Source organism: Pectobacterium wasabiae CFBP 3304 (assembly GCF_001742185.1).
Taxonomy (GTDB): domain Bacteria; phylum Pseudomonadota; class Gammaproteobacteria; order Enterobacterales; family Enterobacteriaceae; genus Pectobacterium; species Pectobacterium wasabiae.
In genome coordinates this window covers 3,222,592-3,241,019 of record NZ_CP015750.1, presented here as the reverse complement: position 1 = coordinate 3,241,019, position 18,428 = coordinate 3,222,592, and the positions used below count along the sequence as shown (strand labels likewise).

The following is an 18,428-nucleotide window of genomic DNA, read 5'->3' as shown; positions in this document are numbered from 1 at the left end:
CCCCTCCCCATAATGGCAGAGGGTGTACTGGCACAGCCAATGAGTATCTCAATGAGATCATATTATCTGACTCTGTAGTCTCAACCAAATTTACCACTATAAAAATTCACTTCACGTAAAAGATGACGAGAACATTTATTTGTGTAAAATCACAAGGTTTTATAATTACTTGCGATGGAATGCTGCAAGTGAGTTATTATCAGTAAAGGAAAATATCATCATGGGATATAGCAATATACTCGGTAAAGTACTCGATAACGCACAACGGCTCAAAGAAGTCCATTATCATATTGAACGCCACCACATTCCTGTTACATCGAAAGATGACCTTTCTCAACAGATTATTGAAATTGAACGTTATCTCGGGGACAGCACCTACACGTCGCTGAATACCAGAAAACAACGAATCAATATATTAGGCGCTATTCTCGCTTTACCCGTCTTACTATTTTGCTTCATTTTCATACCGGATCGGTATCTTAAATACTTTAATATTGAATATGATATCGACGGTATGGCGCAAAGCGTATTTCTTTTTCTAATCGAATATATGTGGATGGTTATCGCGTATAGCGCTTTGTTTTTCGGTTTGATTTTTTATTTTTATTACCTCAATCACCGAGCGGAAAACGAGGCTGAGAAGGTCATTCAGGCATTCATCGCCCGGACTTCAAGCGATACTTGATGACTGACAACGTCAGGCTCAACTGACCTTACCTTCACCTGAGTGTTTCATCTTGTTCGAAGAGCCTCCCTGCTATCTGGCAGAGAGACTCTTCGCTTTTTCTCTCCTAGAACAAAAGCACATTAAATCCCTTGACCTTCCCCTTGCCAGAAGGTTTACCTTACCCAATAACAAGTAGAAATCAGATGGCCGGTCAACGTCTTTCACCGCCGGTTGTTAACACGGGAGAAAATTATTATGTCTCAAACTATCGTGTTGTCGTTGCAGGGATTGACCTGCGGGCACTGTGTTCAACGCGTTAAAAAAGCACTAGACGCAATACCCTCTGTCGAACAAAGCGACGTCACTCAGCAGTATGCCAAAGTCAGCGGTGCCGTTGATTCTCAAACGTTGATCGACACTATCGAACAGGCAGGCTACGACGCACAGCTCTCCACCACACCGGATGTGTCTCTTCAGCTTTCCGGCCTGAGCTGCAACCACTGTGTCGTCGCTACGCGTAAAGTACTGGAAGCCATTCCCGGCGTCGTGGCAACGGATGTGACTAAAGAACAGGCCGCTGTGTATGGCAGCGTTGACGCCACCACACTGATTAGTGCTATTGAAGAAGCGGGCTATCACGCTAGCGTGCAGGAGAGCGTTCACCCAAAAACTGAGCCGCTGGCACAGGTAGCGACAATGCCGGAAGCGCTGCCAGCGGCCGAGAGTATTCTTCCGGCAATAACAACACGCACCACCCGCGATGACGACAGTGTGCAACTCCTGCTCCAGGGGATGAGCTGCGCCAGTTGCGTGAATCGCGTACAGACGGCGCTACAAAACGTCAGCGGCGTTACGCAGGCGCGGGTGAATCTGGCTGAGCGCAGTGCGTTGGTCAGCGGTCACGCCGATCCGGAAGCGCTGATTGCCGCCGTTGAGCAATCAGGCTATGGCGCAGAAATTATTCAGGACGAGGAGGCGCGCCGTGCACGCCAGCAGCAAACGGCTCAACAGGCCATCCGCCGCTTTCAGTGGCAGGCTGCGCTAGGTTTACTGCTGGGTGCACCACTGATGCTGTGGGGCGTATTGGGTGGCAGCATGAGCCTGACGCCAGAAAGCCAAACGCCATGGCTTATCATCGGTATTCTGACGCTGGCGGTGATGGTATTGGCTGGCAGTCATTTTTACCGTAACGCCTGGCGTAGCCTGAAAAACGGCGCTGCAACCATGGATACGCTGGTGGCGCTGGGAACGGGTGCGGCATGGCTTTACTCGATTACCGTTAACCTGTGGCCGGACCTTTTCCCAACAGCGGCGCGCCATCTGTACTATGAAGCCAGCGCGATGATCATTGGTTTAATCAACCTGGGCCATGCGCTAGAACAGCGTGCTCGCCAGCGTTCTTCACGTGCTTTAGAGCGTCTGCTAGATTTAACACCGCCCACCGCCCGCGTCGTGACGTCGGAAGGTGAGAAATCGATTCCACTGTCAGAAGTCCAGTCCGGCATGACGCTGCGCCTGACAACCGGCGACCGTGTTCCTGTCGATGGCGAGATTTTGCAAGGTGAGCTGTGGGTGGATGAAGCCATGCTGACCGGCGAGCCGATCCCGCAATCTAAAATGTCCGGCGATACCATTCACGCAGGCACATTGGTCTCCGATGGCAGCGTTCTCTTCCGTGCAGACGCTATCGGCAACCAGACTACCTTGTCGCGTATTATCCGATTGGTCAGACAGGCGCAAAGTAGCAAGCCCGCGATCGGCCAGCTAGCAGATCGTATTTCTGCCGTATTCGTTCCCGTTGTCGTTGCCATCGCGCTTCTCAGCGGCGCGATCTGGTTCTTTGTCGGGCCACAGCCTCAGATAGTTTATACGCTCATTATCGTCACAACGGTTCTGATCATTGCTTGCCCTTGTGCGCTTGGGCTGGCAACGCCGATGTCGATCATTTCCGGCGTTGGACGTGCAGCGGAGTTTGGCGTACTGGTACGGGATGCCGATGCCTTGCAACAGGCCAGCAAGTTGGATGTGCTGGTGTTTGACAAAACCGGTACGCTAACCGAAGGGCAGCCGCGTGTCGTGGCAATTCACACGTTCGGTGGCGTAACAGAGGAGCAGGCGCTGCTCTGGGCAGCCTCGCTGGAACAGGGGTCTAATCACCCACTGGCGAAGGCAATTCTTGAACGAGCGGAAAGCCTTACGCTAACGCAAGTCGAGCAGTTCCGCACGCTACGCGGTCTCGGCGTCAGCGGTAAGATTGGCGACGCCAATCTGCTGCTGGGGAATCCGCCTCTGCTCAAACAGCATCAGGTCGATATCACCGAAGGTGAAACGCTGATCAACGAACAGGCTCAGCGCGGTATCACGCCGGTGCTGCTTGCGGCGAATGGTCACATTATCGCGGTGTTCTCTATCCACGACCCGCTGCGGGCAGACAGCGTCAGCGCGTTGCAGCGCCTGCATCAACAGGGCTACCAGTTAGTCATGCTCACAGGGGATAACCCACTCACGGCAAAGAGCATCGCTAAAGAAGCGGGTATCGATCAGGTAATCGCTGGTGTACTACCAGACGGAAAAGCGGAGGCCATCAAAAAGCTACAGGCGCAAGGAAAACGCGTGGCGATGATTGGTGATGGCATCAATGATGCACCCGCACTGGCGCAGGCCGATGTCGGCATTGCGATGGGCGGCGGCAGCGATATTGCAATTGAAACCGCAGCTATCACACTGATGCGCCACAGCCTGCACGGCGTCGCTGACGCGCTGGCACTGTCCAATGCCACGCTGCGTAACATGAAGCAGAACCTGCTGGGCGCGTTTATCTATAACTCGCTGGGTATCCCGATTGCCGCAGGCGTGCTCTATCCGTTGACTGGCACGCTGCTAAATCCGGTGGTTGCCGGTGCCGCTATGGCGCTCTCTTCCATCACGGTAGTCAGTAACGCTAACCGCTTGCTACGTTTTAAACCTAAAAATCAGTAATGTCAGCGCGCCATCTTCATTTCGAATGATGGCGCACGCTTTCTTCCGCATAATCGTCTTACCACGCCTCCACGTTCACGCCACCCGCGGTATACCTTGTATTGTTCTGCATCTAGCGTTTAGCATAGTTACTCCCACATCAGGAGACGGAAACAATGGGGCAACTGCTGCGTAGAATCGCGACTTTTTTTGGCTTTATCTCACCGCTAGCTTATTCCTATCCTGCGATAGACGTTCAACTCGCCAACGAACGGTATCTGCATCTGGTCGGCAGTATTCATATGGGCAGCCAGGATATGGCGCCGCTGCCCGATACGCTGCTGCAACAACTCAGACAGGCGACCGCACTCATCGTAGAAGCCGATATCTCCGATTCTCATTCCCCCTTCGGACACAGTGACGCCGAGCCACCGCTCGCACAGCGCCTCAGCCCGGACAACTATCGCCAATTGCAAAAAATCTGTGAATCACTCTCTTTCGATGAAAGCAATATCGACACGCTTCCAGCCTGGCAGGCCGCGCTGATGCTGCAAGCAAGACAGGCTCAGCGATTAGGGTTACGCCCCGATTATGGCATCGACTATCAGTTGATTAACGCGGCGAAATATCACGGTATTCAGATTATCGAACTGGAAGGGCAGCAGACGCAGGTTGATTTGTTACAGCAACTGCCGCAGGGCGGCCTGCTGCTGCTGCTGGATACAATTAAGCACTGGCACATCAATGCTCGCCTGCTGCAAACGATGATAGGCTGGTGGCTAGACAGCAGACCTGGCACCTATAAACCGGATATCCCCGCGACGTTCAGCAATGAAATGACCGACCTGTTGATGGGTCAGCGTAACCGCCGCTGGCAACAGCAACTTCAGGCACTACCACCCGGAAACTACGTTGTAGCCGTCGGCGCACTGCATCTGTATGGCGATGAGAATTTATCCACGCTGCTCAACAACGGTCATTCAGCAACGCCTTGAAAGAACACATTATGACGCATAGCCGCGTTCGCAAGATAAGACCCATAAAGGGGTTAAGGATAGTGAAATCATGACACCCGCAGTCAATCTGCTCGAAAAGAACAAGGTCGCCTTTACACTACACAGCTATCATCACGACAGCGACGAAACCAATTTTGGCGAGGAAGCGGCCAGAAAGTTGGGGCTGAATAAAGAGCAGGTTTATAAAACGCTACTCGTCTCCCTGAATGGTGATGCGAAAAACCTCGCCGTGGCCGTCACGCCAGTCGCAGGCATGCTGGATCTCAAAAAAGTCGCACGCGCGCTATCCGCCAAAAAAGCCGATATGGCCGATCCGGTCATCGCTCAGCGCGTAACGGGTTATCTGGTGGGGGGAATCAGCCCGCTAGGGCAGAAGAAACTGCTGCCGACCGTGATTGATGAACCGGCACGCCAGTTCGGTACCATTTTCATTTCCGGCGGTAAACGCGGATTGGACATTGAGCTGTCGGCAGACGATCTGGCACGGCTACTGCGCGCCACCTTTGCCGATATCGCCAAGCATGATTAGTACCGCGATTAAAAGAGCATAACCTGCCAGGCGATATGTACCAAAGAGAAGCAGGTAGCAGGGGACTCCACGGCCAGTGTGTCCCCTGCTACCGCTTCATATACTCGTCATACTTCAAGTTGCATGTACGTTGGCTGCACTCACTCGCCCGAATCACTTACTTGAGTAAGCTCATCGGGACTCCTTCCCTTGCCGCGTTATTCGGCCTTATGGCCTCACCCCTTCGGGGTCAGCGCACGCACTGTTCAAAAACGCCTTGCCGTTTTTGTCCTGAAACTCGAATTATTTAGGGTATAATCGATTACTGATCGACTTTCGCCCCTTTATCCAACTGCATTACAGGGCCTTCTTTCACATTCAGCGTCAGGCCTTTGGTTTGCAGTTCCGCATTCCTTACGCGAATACCTTTATCCGCATCAATGCGCACGTTATCAAAATGGAAACCACTGAGCGGGGCTTCCGGCACGCCGATAATGTACGCTGCGGCCTTGGTCTTACCGGTCGATTCCAGATTCTCAATCGTCACATTGCTGAAATGCGGCGTCTTGTGCTGATCAAACGGCTGCTCAGGATCGGTATCCGATGGGTAAATCTGCTCACCCATCGTGAAGCCACCTTCGGCCAGCATCTTGTCTACCTCAGCCTGCACGATCGGTGCAGCTTTGTAGTAAGCGGCAAAGACCAGCGGTATTTCAACATCCACCATTTTGGTATTACGGTAGGTAATGTTTTTCACCTCGCCGCCTTTACCACGCAGGGTTTTAATGCGGATACCGTACATAGAGCCTTCAAACTGGTTGTTTTCAACCAGCACATTATTCACGCCGCCGGAAGTTTCGCTACCTATGGAGATGCCGCGCCCCTGCTTCAGAATATTGTTGGCAATATAGATGTTATCCACGACGCCATTCGGGAAGCGGCTATCTGGCTTCTCGGCTTTTATCGCAATATGGTCATCATTACAGTCGATATAATTATTGGTGATACGGATATTCTGGCTGTCGATCGGGTCAATAGCATCGGTGTTTGGTGCATGCCACGGCGACAGAATACGCGTGCCGTTAACATCCACATCATGCGAGTAACGCATCACAACGTGGAAGCTCGGGGAATGGGTGAGCGTGACACCGTCCACCAGCACGTTACTAGAACTTTTGATATAAATCAGACGGGGGCGATCGGTTCCACCTTTCTTACCGGTTGCACGAATATTCTCACGCCAACGTTCCCACCAGACGGCACCCTGCCCATCGATGGTGCCCTGTCCCGTAATCGCCACGTTTTGTGCATCAGCAATACTGATAAAGGGAAGCCAACCATTTTCCGCTTCAGCGTACTTGGTTTTTTCCGTCGCGCGATACGCCGCGACTTCAGTCGAGGCGACGATAGTTGCATCTTTTGCCAAATCCAGTCGGATGTTACTTTTCAGGAACAGCGGATCAACCAGATAATTACCGCGAGGAACGTGTACCGTTCCGCCACCAGCCGCAGCGCAATCATCAATTGCCTTCTGGAAAGCTTCGGTATTGAGTGCGATCTGTAGGCGGTGACCTTCGGCCCCGTATTGTGTGACGTCACAGGTTTTATCTGGGAATTTCACTGAGCTGGCAGCCTGTGCCGTACCAGCTTGAATACCCAGCGTGATGCAGGAAGCCATTAATGACAGAGCAAGACCACTACGCATACTTAACCTCACAAAATAATGAAATATCGTTTTAATAAAATAACACCAATATTCCACTAAAAAACGAGGGACGATCACGTTTTAGATGTATTCGTAATAATTACAATAAGGTAGGGATTTTTTCGTGCAATTGCACTATTCCATCCTGAGAAGATGCGCTCCCCTGCCAGACAAAATGTGGCACAAACAGAACCAGTAATAGAGCGATAATAGGATTGAAGAGAGAGTGCTGGCCAGAGTGACCAGCACAAATAAGACGGAAGCGTTATGCCGTCAGACGAGCGAAAGCATTACGGATTTCCTGTTCGGGTAAATCCACACCAATAAACACCAGCACGCTCTTTCTTTCTTCATCAACCTGCCATTCTCTGTCCCAGTCAGCGCTGTACAAACGCTGGACACCCTGAAACAGCAGGCGACGGTTGTCAGCGTTGATGGCCAGAATGCCTTTATAGCGCAGTAGATTATCGGAGAATTGTAGCAACAGGTTTTCCATCACATCGGAAACAGCCTGAAGCTCAACCGCCTTATCGAGATACACAACAATCGACTGCACGTTATTCTGCGTGGGTGCAACAAAGCGAAATACCGGCGTTTTCACGTCCAGTTTGTCGCTGAGGACAAAACCGTCGATGTTAAACAGCACGCTCAGATCGATATCGCCGTGTACCACAGGGTAGATCGGTGCACGTGCATTGATGCGCTGAAGACGCGGTAACAACGTCTCGTCTTCGCTTGCCACATCCGTTTTGGTTAGCAATATGCGGTCGGCATAGCCAATCTGCGATTGTGCAATGGTGAACTGATCGAGCTGTTGTTGCGCATGTACCGCATCCACCAGCGTGATAATTCCGTCCAGAACAAAGCGTTCACAGATAACTTCATGGGAGAAGAAAGTCTGCGCCACAGGCCCTGGATCGGCCATACCGGTGCATTCAATGATGACGTGATCAAAATCCAGCGTACCGTTATCCACGCCATCAATCAGATCGAGCAACGCATCAGCCAGCTCATTGGACTGCGTGCAGCAGATGCAACCGTTGCTCAACGTCGTAATCTGGCTAGCACGTTCACCGATTAATGTATTATCAATTGGGACTTCGCCAAATTCATTTTCAATCACGGCAATTTTGTAGCCGTGATCGGCATTCAGAATATGCCGTAGTAAGGTGGTTTTTCCAGCACCAAGAAACCCGGTCAGAATAGTGACATACACGGGTTTAGCTGCATCAGATGATAAAGGTTGAGTCATAACCGGTTCCAAGTCGTTAACAGCAGCGCATCCCGCCTTTGCCGTCTCCGCCGTAACGCGCCTGCTGGCGCTCGCGGAAAAATTCTTCATACGTCATCGCAGGTTTATCCGGATGATTGGTCTGCATATGCTGCACATAGGTATCATAATCCGGCATACCAACCAGCATACGCGCCGCCTGGCCTAAATATTTTCCTGCTTTTCCCAGATTGCCAAACATCATTACCTCCAGACCATCGCCTGCAATAGCGGCTAGATAAAAAATACCCTGTATAACGTTATACATTATACAGGGTATCTGTACCCGTCATCTTTCACGTTCAACCTTGCTAGCGGTCTCGCAAAATCTGACGGGCGCGTGTGGCTTAGTGACCGGAAGAGACTTTCACGCCACCTTCAGGAACCGGAACATATGGTGTTTCCTGATCGGTACGTTCAGCTACTTTACGTGCAGCCAATGCCGCTTTGATACCGTATGCGATAATGCTGTACACCACGATCAGAAACAGAATGCTCAGACCGGCGTTGGTATAGTTGTTAGTCACGATATGGTTCATGTTCGAGATCTGCTGCGCGCTCAGATCGGCACCGCCTTCTGCAATTTTGCCCTTGAACATGTTCGCCATGTAGAAGAAGCCTTCCAACTGTGGGTTGTCGCTGAACAGTTTCAGACCCAACGCCCAAGTGGTACAAATCAGCAGCCAAACCGCAGGAACCAGCGTGACCCAAATGTACTGTGTACGTTTCATCTTAATCAGGATAACAGTACCCAGTACCAGCGCCACCGCAGCCAGCATCTGGTTAGAGATACCGAACAGCGGCCACAGACTCTTCACGCCACCCAGCGGATCAACCACGCCTTGATACAGCAGGTAGCCCCACAGACCGACGCAGCCCGCCGTACCGATCATACCAGCAATCAGCGAGTCGGTTTTCTTCAGGAACGGAACGAAGTTACCCAGCAGATCCTGCAACATGAAACGACCGGCACGCGTACCCGCATCCAGTGCCGTCAGAATGAACAGCGCTTCAAACAGAATACCGAAGTGATACCAGAAGCCCATGTCGGCACCAGGAATGATCTGGTGGAACACGTGTGCGATACCGACAGCCAGTGTTGGAGCACCACCTGCGCGGTTCAGAACGGAAGGCTCACCGATGTCTTTCGCCGTTTGCAGAATTTGCTCAGGAGAAATCACGAAGCCCCAAGAGCTAACAGTCGCCGCCGCGTGTGCGGATACGTCCTGCAACTGTGCCAGAATCATTGGCGCATCAGCCGTGCCCAATCTATGCAGATCCGGCATCGTAATACCCAACGCCGCTGGCGGAGTATTCATCGCGAAGTAGAGACCTGGTTCGATGATAGACGCTGCAACCAAAGCCATGATCGCCACGAAAGATTCCATCAACATGGCACCGTAACCGATGAAACGCGCATCGTTTTCGTTAGCCATTAATTTCGGAGTGGTACCAGAAGCAATTAGCGCGTGGAAGCCAGACACCGCACCACAGGCAATAGTAATGAACAGGAACGGGAACAGCGTACCTTTCCAGACCGGGCCGGTGCCATCCACAAACTGCGTTACCGCTGGCATTTTCAGATCGGGATTCAGGATCACGATACCAATCGCCAGACCGACGATTACGCCGATTTTCAGGAAGGTCGCCAGATAGTCACGCGGAGCCAGAATCAGCCATACTGGCAGCAGGGCGGACACGAAGGCATAACCAATCAGCGTATAGGTGATAGTCGTATCTTTGAAGGTCAGCGCCGGTCCCCAGTACGGGTCGTGTGCCACTACACCACCAAACCAGATCGCCAGCACCAGCAGCACGATCCCCATTACTGAGATTTCACCGACTTTACCTGGACGGATAAAGCGCATGTAAACGCCCATGAACAGCGCGATTGGCACCGTAGAACAAACGGTAAAGACACCCCACGGACTTTCTGCCAGCGCTTTCACCACAATCAGTGCCAGCACGGCAAGAATGATGATCATGATAAGGAAGCAGCCGAACAGCGCAATCGTACCCGGTACCGGGCCGAGTTCTTTCTTAACGATTTCGCCTAACGACGCACCATTACGACGGGTCGAAATAAACAGCACCATGAAGTCCTGCACGGCACCCGCCAGCACCACACCGCCCAGCAACCATAAGGTGCCAGGCAGGTAACCGACCTGCGCGGCCAGTACCGGCCCGACCAACGGGCCAGCACCTGCGATAGCAGCAAAGTGGTGCCCGAACAGCACGTTACGGTTCGTCGGCACATAGTTAAGACCGTCGTTATTGACAACGGCAGGGGTTGCTCTGGTCGGGTCCAACTGCATGACTTTTTGTGCGATATACAGGCTGTAGTATCGATAGGCCACGAGGTAAACGGCAACAGAAGCAACAATAATCCATAAGGCACTGACATGCTCACCGCGACGTAGTGCAACTACGCCGAGGCAGGCAGCCCCAATGATTCCAAGAATCATCCAGGGGATGTGTTTAAGAATGGAATTGCTCTTCATAAGACATCCTTCAATTAAAAATCACAATCGTTTGATTTTGTTAGCGGTAGAAAAATAAACCCTGGTAAAGCGTCGTGCCATAACGCGAGTCATCGCGTATTTCAGATAAGGAAGAGAGTGGCGGCACAGTACGTCATCACGTACGCGCGTGGGGCGGGTATTTGGGTAGGCGGCAGAATAGCGTGCTAAGCGGTTAGAATGACGCAGTGAGTGGCTGGAGAAAAATTGGGACATACCAAAAAGAAAAGGCCGCGAAATTCGCGGCCAGTGGCGTGTTTAATCGAATGAGCGATTACGGAACCTGATACGCCAGTTTGTAATTACCTGCCGCTACGGTGCGGAATGTCACGCTGTCGGTGCGCCAGCGGACCTCCACTTCCGCAGGGGATTGCACTTTCCAGCTAGATGCGTCATTAACGTTCAGCGTCAGTCGGTCAATAGTCGCAACATCTGTCACCGGATCGGTGATATCAAGTGCGAATGCAAACGCGAGAGCATCCGGTACGCCGTTGTTGGATGAGAACAATTGCGTCCACTGTGCCGCAGTAATCCCGCCAAGCTCGGCTGGCGTCATACCGTCTGCAATCAGCGCGGTCGCGCCTGCGGTATCTGCTGACAGAGGTCCAACATCAACCCATTCCCCGCTCCGCAAGACATGCCAGTTCACCCGATCCCGTGTAACGGCGACGCGTACTTTACCGCTGCCTGTCTGCGTTGCCGTTAGCGTTGCCGTTAGCGTTGCTGAGTTGATTTGTGGCCATGCAGCAACTGAAAATAAAGATTCTTGAATCAGAATCTGTTCGTGAGGAGTAAATGAAATTTTCACATTGGTTGCTACTGGAGATACAACATTTATTTTTGACAGTTGCGACAATTGCGATTCAGATATTTCCCCTGACTGTGAAAAACTATTGTCATCAAAATCATCAACACTGGCTGGTGCAGCAACAGGAGAAAGAATGCCGTTAGATACTGAATACCAATCAGAGCCTGAATTTATCATTAATCTGTTAAATGGGAATAATTGCAATTCCCTCAATGCTACATATCCGCCGCTCACACTAGAAAATGATTTCTCTATTAACAATCTATACGATGAATATTCACTGGGAGTTTCATCAATTACGAATTTTCTGACAGCACCAGCCGCATTATTTACATCATTAGCAACCGAGTGAACGGTTTCCCAAGTATCCCCATCATCTTGACTACCTTGTAATTTCCATGCTGTCGGGCTATTAATGACACCAGCCGCGCGATTCGTCAGGGAATAACCCGATAACGCTAACGAGTTTGGCAGATCTATTCTCACCCACTGTGGTTTTTCCACTGTGGGAATAGCACCGATCGCCCCAACCCATGCATCAGAACCCACTCCAGAAACTATACGCCTATCAAATGCGAGATATGCACTATAGCGGGGATCATAATTTGATGATGCCGATGCAACATACCCTGCAGGGAATGTATTTGATGTCATTGTCGGCACAATAGATTCATCTAGGCAAGAAATTGACAATGCTCGCGGTTTACCTGGAACGGACAGTGCGTAAAAATCTCCCTGAACAGATACGGTATATATTCCACCTGTATAAGGTTTTAATTGCCCATCAAAAATAACCTCGCTGGTCGCGTGATAATTTGGCTCGCTCGACGCATTAAACTCATCAACAACATGAGTCTGATTTGCCGCACCCGCTTCTTCCTTCAGCGCATACGCCGCGAGATTAAATGTATTTTGTGGACGAATACTGAACGCGTGATTTTGCCCCACCGTTGCACCCTGGCGATCGGCGACAACATAGCCGGAACCACCACTGCCAGAACTACCGCCCACCGCACTAATGATCGTTTTTTCACTCGCAGAATTATAATTCAGCGTCACGCCCGTTCCTGCTTCCAGAGAGGAATGGATGAGCTGTTTTGTTTTTTGCGTGTAATCGGTGATTTCCGATGTGGTGTGAGTATGCCCTACCGCTGATGCGCCCATTTGCGCCAGCGTCGGTGACAAATCACCGCTGCCCAGCAGCGACTGACCAAAGAGGGTGCGGATATTTGTGCCAGAAATTAATTCAGCCTGCTTCGCATTCCAGGCCGCTTTTTCATCCGGCGTGGCAAATTCTCTGGTGGCGGTTTCGGTAATCTGATCGGCCGTATAATCGCCGGGTTGTGCAGTGACAATGCCAGTGCGTCCGAATACGGAGGAAACACCCGAAACACCGGGTTCTTGTCCGCCTCCGTTATCGGGATGGCAGCAAGTGTGGGGATCAACCGGAATAGGGGGGTGGATGGTGCATGTTGATTTGCCTGTGCTGTCACAAACGTTAATTTCGATATTAATATCTTTCATGGTACTGATAACTCCGTTGATAAAAGGCATCAGGAGTATCGTTTATTTGGTGGGGAGATTATTTTAACGCACATTAAGAAATTCGAGTAAAATTCATGAATAAAATCAATAAATTAATTTATTTCACATTGACAAGCAAGAGCTTAATTCATTCCATTTCTTTACGATATTTTAGAGAAAAAACAGCGGTTTTCGCCACCAACGAAAAGACAAAAACCGCCATGATTATTAGTTACTTATAAACGATTTCACCTTTCGGCGCGTAGGCTTCCGCATCCAGCGGAGAATGTTTCTCGATGTACTGCTTCAGTACTTCAGCGTCGACAAAACCAGTGTTCACATAGCCTGGCAGGTTATCAAGACGCGGGTAACCATCACCGCCCATCGCATTAAAATTCAGCGTTGCCATACGATAAACTTTATCGGCCTGCAACGGTTCGCCTTTGATTTTCACGTTCTGCACACCTTGTCCATCCGCCGTCAGGCTGACGTTAAGGAATTGCGCATAAGCACCGGAATCCACCTTTTTATTGGCGGCGACAGCCAGATATTTCTCGACGTCACTGCCTTTCATATCTACATAAACCAGAGTGTTCGCAAATGGCTGAACCTTCAGTACATCTTTATAAGTGATATCACCCGGTTCAATCGAATCACGGACGCCACCACCGCTCATAATGGCAAAATCGGCCTCTGCACGCTCAAGTTGCGCAGACAGCAGCACGTGCGCCAGATTGGTCTGACGGAAACGTACCTGATTGCGATCGCCTTCCAGTTTACCTTTCACGCTACCGATCTTGATACCCAACTGCGCCTGACCTTTCTCCTGGAACGGCGTCAGCATTTTCATGACGTCAGAGTCCTGCGTGATTTCATGCGTATAGAAAACACGTTCGGTTTTACCGTCTTTTTCTACCTTTTTCTTCAGGTTGATCGGTATCAGTTGATAATGCTCAAGTTTCAATTCGCCATTACGGAATGTGAAATCAGCACGACCGACATATTTACCCCACTCGTGCGCCTGAACAATCCAGGTGCCATTCTGACGGTCAGGTGCACAAGCCGTGCCAGGCACATAATCCACCTGCTTTTTATTTTCCTGCGCCATACAGACCGGATCCTGCGAGTGGCCGCCAACAATCATGTCCAGATAGCCAGCAGGCAAGCTACGCGCCATTTCCACATCACCCGGTGCATTAGAGCCGTGATTACCATCGTCATAGTGCCCCATATGCGTTGCGGCAATAATCACATCCGGTTTTTCGCTCTTACGCAATTGCTCAACAACCTGCTTTGCTTCCGCCGAAGGATTACGGAATTCGATATCGGTAAAATACTCAGGATTACCTAATTTAGCCGTGTCATCCGTTGTCAGGCCGATAACCGCGATTTTCACACCTTGCTTGTCGAACAGGGCATAAGGCTTAAACAACCGCTGATCGGTGCTTTTTTGGTAGATATTGGCCGATAACAGCGGGAATTTTGCCCATTTCTCCTGCTGGCGCAGCACAGACAGTGGATTATCGAATTCGTGGTTACCGAGCGCCATCGCATCATAGCCAACCATGTTCATACCACGAAAATCAGGCTCCGCATCCTGCAAGTCAGACTCAGGCACGCCAGTATTAATATCACCGCCGGAGAGCAATAATACACTGCCACCTTTACTTGCCACTTCCTGACGAATCTGATCGACCAACGTTTTTTGCGCCGCCAAGCCATATTCACCATGATCGTTATGCCAGAAATGGCCGTGGTGGTCATTCGTATGCAAAATAGTGATAGCGTATGTTTTGTCTTTCTCCCAAGCCATTGACATAACAGGTGTTAATGCCAACGATACCGCCATCGCACATCCCAGAGCTTTTATTGAAAAGCGCATGATAAATCTCCGTTTATTTTAAAGTTGCAGTAGAACCACCGAGAAATTCATTGCACAAATTATCACAGCCAGATGAACAATGCGCCAGGCACGTTCATGCGTCCCTCAGCAATGTGCGATAGCCGACAAAACCAGATTAGGTATCACAGCTAGAGCGATATAGCACTGACATGGCGCTGTCGTCGCGCCGTCACGAACACTTGCTAATATGGATACTTCATCGGAATAACCTGCCATCACACCGTTTATCCTCTGTTTTCTGGGATTTTATGCCGGTGGATAGAATCATTCTGGTGAATAGGCGTAAAAGCCATAGGTCATTGCCATCAAGAACATCTTGCTATCAGAATAATTACACATGTTTATCAATGCTTATCGTCGGAAACCATACCTAAATCTGTGTTACACTACCTTTATCTTGAGAAACTGATATTTTTCATAAAATACCACTTTTACCCAAGCAACATTTCACTACATGCAATAGAATTTATATATACCCAGAATAATTGGCGTTACAGCCACACAGCAAACGAACGACCCCTAATACGTTTTTCGGTACATAATTAAGAGTGATAAGGGTACGTAAGCGCCGCTAACCACGCTGTAGCATCAAGACAAGAAGGGTAAATCCGCTCAATTACGTTTCACCTACTGGCACAAGGAGTTGGGATGCATGCTGCAACACCGCTAATTTCTACTATCGCTGGGGGGCTGGTTCTTGCCTTCATCCTTGGTATTCTGGCAAACCGCCTGCGTATCTCTCCCCTTGTTGGCTACCTTGCCGCAGGCGTGCTTGTCGGCCCTTTTACCCCCGGTTTTGTTGCCGATACTTCACTAGCATCAGAACTGGCTGAACTTGGCGTAATTCTGCTGATGTTTGGCGTCGGTTTGCACTTCTCGCTGAAAGACCTCATGGCGGTAAAGTCCATCGCCATTCCCGGCGCGATAGCCCAGATTGCTGTGGCAACGCTGCTTGGAATGGGGTTATCCACCATGTTGGGCTGGAACCTGGCGAGCGGCCTGGTTTTTGGCCTCTGTCTGTCCACCGCCAGTACCGTGGTTCTACTACGTGCACTGGAAGAGCGTCAGCTTATTGATAGCCAGCGTGGTCAAATCGCTATTGGTTGGCTGATCGTAGAAGATTTGGCGATGGTGCTTACGCTGGTCCTACTGCCCGCCTTCGGTGACATGATCGGGTCTGAGCATGCAGATACCAGCAAGCTGCTGGCTGATTTAGCCTGGACCATCGGTAAAGTCATCGCATTTATCACCCTGATGATTGTAGTAGGTCGCCGTCTAGTGCCGTGGGTGTTGGCAAAAAGCGCCAGCACAGGCTCACGCGAGCTTTTCACGCTGGCGGTGTTAGCGATGGCGCTGGGCATCGCCTTTGGCGCAGTGAAACTGTTTGATGTCTCCTTTGCTCTGGGCGCATTTTTCGCCGGCGTGGTACTGAACGAATCTGAACTCAGCCAGCGGGCGGCTCACGATACGCTGCCGCTGCGCGATGCTTTCGCCGTGCTATTCTTCGTTTCTGTAGGCATGCTGTTTGATCCAATGATCCTGCTGAACGACCCAATTTCCGTACTCATTACTCTGGCAATCATCGTGTTCGGTAAGTCAGCGGCCGCTTTCGTGCTGGTTCGTCTCTTTGGTCACTCAAAACGGACAGCATTAACGATTTCTGCCAGTCTGGCGCAGATCGGCGAATTTGCCTTTATTTTGGCTGGACTCGGCATCGTGTTGGGGCTGTTGTCCGAAGAAGGCCGAAATCTGGTACTAGCCGGTGCCATTCTCTCTATCATGATAAACCCGCTGCTGTTTACACTGCTTGAACGCTATCTGGCGAAGAACGAAACAATAGAAGAGCAGATCGTAGAAGAAGCCATCGAAGAAGAGAAACAGATTCCTGTTGATATGTGCAACCATGCGCTGCTGGTCGGTTATGGTCGCGTGGGTAGCCTGATTGGTGCCAAATTGCATCAGGCAGGCATTCCTGTGGTGGTGGTTGAAAATTCACGTACACGCGTTGATGCCCTACGTGAGCAAGGCATTAAAGCCGTATTGGGCAACGCTACCAAGCCTGAAGTCATGGATATTGCGCGTCTCGATTGTGCCCGTTGGCTATTACTGACGATTCCGAACGGCTATGAAGCCGGTGAAATCGTCGCAGCGGCCCGTGAGAAGCGCGGCGATCTGGAGATTATCGCCCGTGCGCACTATGACGATGAAGTCAGCTACATTACCGAACACGGTGCCAATGAGGTGGTAATGGGTGAGCGGGAAATCGCCAACAGCATGATTACGCTATTGAAGCTGGATGAAATCCCTCCTGCTCCTCAGGCGTGCCCTATCTAAACGACTACACGTTAGATACAAAAATGGCGGGCAAATATGCCCGCCATTTTTTATGCTGTGCAATACAGGCACAAAGCTTTAAGCGCTGCCAAACAAAGGCAATCTCCCCCTACTCTGCTTCGCTCACTAACTGTTCCAGCAGATCGATATGCAGCGGATCGTCATTGAGCGCTGGAATGTAGTGGAATGCTTCGCCACCTGCGTGGAGGAATATTTCACGGTTCTGTTCCTGAATTTCCTCCAACGTTTCCAGACAGTCAGCAGCAAAACCGGGGCACATAATCTGAATGTGTTTGATTCCCTGTGCGGGTAGCCCCTGCATAGTTTCATCCGTATACGGCGTCAGCCAAGGTTCACGACCAAAACGCGACTGGAAGGTCATCATTATTTTTCCTTCCGGCAACCCCAGTGCGGCAATCAGCGCCTCTGTCGTCGCCCGACAGCGCTGCGGATAGTCATCCCCTTCGTTAGCATAACGTACAGGGATGCCGTGATAGGAGATCACCAATCTGTCCGGTTCGCCATGCTCAGCAAAAGACTGCTCAACACAGTGCTTCAACGCCGCAATATAAGCAGGATGTTCAGCGTAATCACGGATAAAGCGAATCGCAGGCAGTTGGCGATTATCACGCAGTTGTGCAGCAAGCCCATCCCACACGGCGGCGGTCGTTGAGCAGGAATATTGCGGATACATGGGCAAGACCACCAGTTGCGTTACACCTTGCGCCAGTAACTTATCCAGCGCTGAACGCAAGCTGGGCGAACCATAGCTCATACCCAGCTCAACAGGCGTTTCCGGCATACGTGCAGCCAGTGCCTGCTGCTGTCGGCGGCTAATCACCAACAGTGGCGATCCCCCTTCCATCCAGACCGATTGATAGAGCTTCGCCACTCGTGGTGAGCGAGTGGGTAGAATGATGCCGCGCAGCAGAGGCCACCAGAGCAAACGCGGCGTATCCACCACACGCCGATCGCTCAGGAACTCAGCCAGATAACGCCTCACCGCCTGCGGCGTCGGGGCATCGGGAGTCCCTAAGTTCACCATCAGCACACCGTATTTCTCTTGTTTCATCGCCGTCTTCCTTTTATGGAGAAGCAGGCCTTCTTTCAGCCCGCCAGTGCGTAACATCAAGTGTCTATACCCTAAATAATTCGAGTTGCAGGCAGGCGGCAACCGCACGAATCCCCGGGAGCTTACACAAGTAAGTGACTGGGG

General features: G+C 50.9%; 12 protein-coding genes. 5 read left to right on the top strand and 7 right to left on the bottom strand.

The genetic code is table 11. From position 1 onward, the window contains the following. The first annotated feature begins 220 nt into the window (after window positions 1–220). The 4 genes from A7983_RS14610 (at window position 221) to ybaK (ending at window position 5,170) form a co-directional block, all read left to right on the top strand. Complete coding sequence (locus A7983_RS14610; RefSeq protein ID WP_005976142.1) at window positions 221–685, top strand: DUF6097 family protein; 465 nt, start codon at window positions 221–223, stop codon at window positions 683–685. A 237-nt stretch (window positions 686–922) separates the two neighbouring features. After that, window positions 923–3,646, top strand: a complete 2,724-nt coding sequence (copA, locus tag A7983_RS14605; protein WP_005976140.1) for a copper-exporting P-type ATPase CopA — start codon at window positions 923–925, stop codon at window positions 3,644–3,646. 155 nt (window positions 3,647–3,801) lie between these two features. After that, on the top strand, window positions 3,802–4,620 hold the full coding sequence (locus tag A7983_RS14600; protein WP_005976138.1) for a TraB/GumN family protein: 819 nt from the start codon (window positions 3,802–3,804) through the stop codon (window positions 4,618–4,620). Between the two features lie 70 nt (window positions 4,621–4,690). After that, window positions 4,691–5,170 carry a Cys-tRNA(Pro)/Cys-tRNA(Cys) deacylase YbaK gene (ybaK, locus tag A7983_RS14595; RefSeq protein WP_005976136.1) on the top strand — a complete coding sequence of 160 codons (480 nt, stop codon included), beginning with the start codon at window positions 4,691–4,693 and terminating at the stop codon, window positions 5,168–5,170. Between the two features lie 301 nt (window positions 5,171–5,471). On the opposite strand, the gene A7983_RS14590 is transcribed toward ybaK, so the two are convergent. The 6 genes from A7983_RS14590 to ushA all read right to left on the bottom strand — a co-directional run bounded on the left by A7983_RS14590 (window position 5,472) and on the right by ushA (window position 14,857). Continuing rightward, window positions 5,472–6,854 (bottom strand): glycoside hydrolase family 28 protein, encoded by a 1,383-nt coding sequence (locus A7983_RS14590; protein WP_005976134.1) that lies wholly within the window; start codon window positions 6,852–6,854, stop codon window positions 5,472–5,474. 265 nt (window positions 6,855–7,119) lie between these two features. Continuing rightward, entirely contained in the window at window positions 7,120–8,106 is a 987-nt protein-coding gene (gene yjiA / locus A7983_RS14585; protein WP_005976132.1) for a GTPase, read from the bottom strand. 16 nt (window positions 8,107–8,122) lie between these two features. Further along, entirely contained in the window at window positions 8,123–8,326 is a 204-nt protein-coding gene (locus A7983_RS14580) for a YbdD/YjiX family protein (RefSeq protein ID WP_005976130.1), read from the bottom strand. A gap of 145 nt (window positions 8,327–8,471) precedes the next feature. Next, on the bottom strand, window positions 8,472–10,625 hold the full coding sequence (locus A7983_RS14575) for a carbon starvation CstA family protein (protein WP_005976128.1): 2,154 nt from the start codon (window positions 10,623–10,625) through the stop codon (window positions 8,472–8,474). A gap of 292 nt (window positions 10,626–10,917) precedes the next feature. Then, window positions 10,918–12,975 (bottom strand): discoidin domain-containing protein, encoded by a 2,058-nt coding sequence (locus tag A7983_RS14570; RefSeq protein WP_005976126.1) that lies wholly within the window; start codon window positions 12,973–12,975, stop codon window positions 10,918–10,920. Between the two features lie 232 nt (window positions 12,976–13,207). Beyond that, a complete protein-coding gene (gene ushA / locus A7983_RS14565) occupies window positions 13,208–14,857 on the bottom strand; it encodes a bifunctional UDP-sugar hydrolase/5'-nucleotidase UshA (protein ID WP_005976124.1) in 1,650 nt (549 codons plus the stop codon). 669 nt (window positions 14,858–15,526) lie between these two features. Between ushA and ybaL the strand changes: the two genes are divergently transcribed. Next, window positions 15,527–17,212 (top strand): YbaL family putative K(+) efflux transporter, encoded by a 1,686-nt coding sequence (gene ybaL, locus A7983_RS14560; RefSeq protein ID WP_005976122.1) that lies wholly within the window; start codon window positions 15,527–15,529, stop codon window positions 17,210–17,212. A gap of 109 nt (window positions 17,213–17,321) precedes the next feature. Here ybaL and hemH read toward each other — a convergent pair whose 3' ends face one another. Then, entirely contained in the window at window positions 17,322–18,284 is a 963-nt protein-coding gene (gene hemH / locus A7983_RS14555) for a ferrochelatase (protein ID WP_005976120.1), read from the bottom strand. Between the last annotated feature and the right edge of the window lie 144 nt (window positions 18,285–18,428).